The 1,795-nt window shown below is 71.8% G+C and carries 2 protein-coding genes and 1 pseudogene; 1 reads left to right on the top strand and 2 read right to left on the bottom strand.

The genetic code is table 11. The features are described from left to right. Nucleotides 1-199, top strand: a pseudogene (locus ACWF94_RS39850) (HAD family hydrolase); the annotation flags it as partial. 173 nt (nt 200-372) lie between these two features. Here ACWF94_RS39850 and ACWF94_RS39845 read toward each other — a convergent pair. Both ACWF94_RS39845 and ACWF94_RS39840 read right to left on the bottom strand, forming a co-directional pair. Next, nucleotides 373-1,182 carry a siderophore-interacting protein gene (locus tag ACWF94_RS39845; protein ID WP_453500082.1) on the bottom strand — a complete coding sequence of 270 codons (810 nt, stop codon included), beginning with the start codon at nt 1,180-1,182 and terminating at the stop codon, nt 373-375. After that, nucleotides 1,179-1,721: an ABC transporter substrate-binding protein gene (locus tag ACWF94_RS39840; RefSeq protein ID WP_453500084.1), complete on the bottom strand. Its 543-nt coding sequence runs from the start codon at nt 1,719-1,721 to the stop codon at nt 1,179-1,181. The genes ACWF94_RS39845 and ACWF94_RS39840 overlap by 4 nt, the downstream gene beginning before the upstream one ends. Between the last annotated feature and the right edge of the window lie 74 nt (nt 1,722-1,795).

The following is a 1,795-nucleotide window of genomic DNA, read 5'->3' as shown; positions in this document are numbered from 1 at the left end:
GCCCGAAGTGTCCGGGGCGGAGGGGGTGTTCGGGTGCGGTGGCTGGACCGCTTCCGTACGGGAGGGTGAACTGGTTCTGGAGGGGGACGGGCCGGCCATGGACGGGCTGCGGGCGCTGTGCGGGGCGGCGTGGACCGACGCCGGGGCCGGGGTGTGCGGGCGGGACGCGGGGAAGGCGCTGGCCAGGCTGGGGCTGTAGGGGGTCGGTGGACGGGGGCGGACCGGAGCCGGGGGCAGCCGCCTTCTGCGGAGCCGGAGCCGGAGCCGGAGCCGGATCCGGAGCCGGAACCGGATCTGGAACCGGGGGCCGGGGGCTACCGCTGGCGTCAGGTGTGGGGTGGGCGTGGGTGTGAGTGTGGGCGCGCGTGCGGCTCAGGCGTACTGGTTACGGGCGAGGAGGTCGTCCTCCGATGCCCCCTTGCGCCAGTAGCCCGTGAACTTCACCCTTCGGCGGTCGATGCCGCGTTCGCCGACCAGATGGCGGCGGACCGCTTTGACCGTGGTCGACTGGCCGGCGATCCAGGCGTACGGGCGGCCCGGCGGCAGTTCGGCGGTGCGGATGGCGTCCGTGGTCGCGCCCTCCCCGGTCAGCCAGGTGATCCGGGCGTCGGCCTCGGTGGGCAGGTCCTGCCGGTCGGCGAGGTCGTGGAGTTCGATCCAGACCCGGGTGGGCAGGGACGGCGGCAGGGTTTCGAGGATGCCCGCGACGGCGGGGAGCGCGGATTCGTCGCCGGTCAGCAGGACCCAGTCGGTGTCATCGGGCGGCCGGAAGTCGTATCCGCCGTTCTCCTCGCCGATGGGGGCGAGAACGCCGACGCGGGCGCCGGGTCCGGCGTCGCGCACCCAGCGTGAGGCGGGTCCCGGGCCGTCGTGGGCCGCGAAGTCGACGATCAGCTCGTGGGGGTCGCGGCGCAGTTCGCGGACGGTGTAGGTGCGCATGATGCCGCGGACGCCGGGGTCGAGGGCGCGCCAGGCCGCGTACCAGTCGTCCTGTGCCGTGTCCGGCGTGACCGGGGCGGTTTCGCCCGGCTGGGGGAAGAAGAGCTTGATGCGCTGGTCGCGGCCCGCGGTGGCCATCCGGGCGATGTCGTCGCCGCCGAAGGCGACCCGGATCATGGCGGGGGTGAGGCGTTCGCTGCGCAGGACGCGGGCGGAGAAGTAGTGGTAGGGGGCGTTGCTCATGGGGTGAGCCTCTTCGCCTCGGTGACGGCGGCGGCGAGCTGTTCGAGGACGGGCGCGAACCCGGCGTAGCTGTAGCGCTCCTCCATCGCCCAGGGGACGGTCTGGCCGGCCTTGACCGCGGGGAGCCGGCCCCAGGTGGGCTTCTTCGCCAGTTCGCGGGCGGGCAGGGCGCTGGAACGGTTGTCGATCATGATGAGATCGGCGTGGTACTTGTCGGCGTTCTCCCAGCTGAGGAACTCCCAGAATCCCCATTCGTCGCTCTTCTTGCCCTCGATGAACTCGATGCCGAGATCCTTGAAGTAGTTCAGGTCGCAGTACGAGTCGGGGACGGCGACGTACATCTGCTGGGCGTCGCCGGTCATGGCGAGGACCTTGAGGCCGCGGTTGCCCTCGGCGGCCTTGCGGAGGGTGGCCTCGGCCTTGTCGAAGCGGGCCTTCGCCTCGGTGACCTTGGCGGCCTTGAGGTCGGCGCCGAGGGCTTCGGCGAGTTCGGCGTATCGTTTCAGCGGTTCGAGGAGCGACTTGATGCCGACGCCCATCCGGTCTTCGGCCGCAAGGGCGACAACCTCACGGTGACCGTGCCCGTCACGTTCACGGTCACCGGTGCCACCCT

This window comes from Streptomyces sp. NPDC055078, from assembly GCF_053607985.1.
Note: the sequence above shows the minus strand (reverse complement) of the source record. Positions and strands in the feature narration are given on the sequence as shown.